The organism is Psychromonas arctica, from assembly GCF_038155225.1.
Classification (GTDB): domain Bacteria; phylum Pseudomonadota; class Gammaproteobacteria; order Enterobacterales; family Psychromonadaceae; genus Psychromonas; species Psychromonas arctica_B.
Map to the genome: position 1 here is coordinate 1 of NZ_JBAKBA010000156.1, position 249 is coordinate 249.

Here is a 249-nt window from a genome sequence, read left to right on the forward strand (position 1 = left end):
CTAATAAACTCACTCCTTCGATTTCTTTAATTTGAGATGAAAATCTGATATTCGAATCGACCAATATTTTAGCCACAAAGATAGCAATCTCAATCAACAATGCAACAAGAGGCCCGGGAGCAAAAAAGTGAATAAAACGAGCACCAATAGGCTTGTTTGGATAGGTCGCGGGTTCGTGTAATTTGTAATTAACACCTTGACCTTGAATATCCAATTCCATTGAAATTCGAGCATTCTCTATCTTGGTCA

The 249-nt window shown here is 37.3% G+C and carries 1 pseudogene; it reads right to left on the minus strand.

From position 1 onward, the window contains the following. A pseudogene (locus V6255_RS18145) lies at nucleotides 1–249 on the minus strand (chain length-determining protein); the annotation flags it as partial.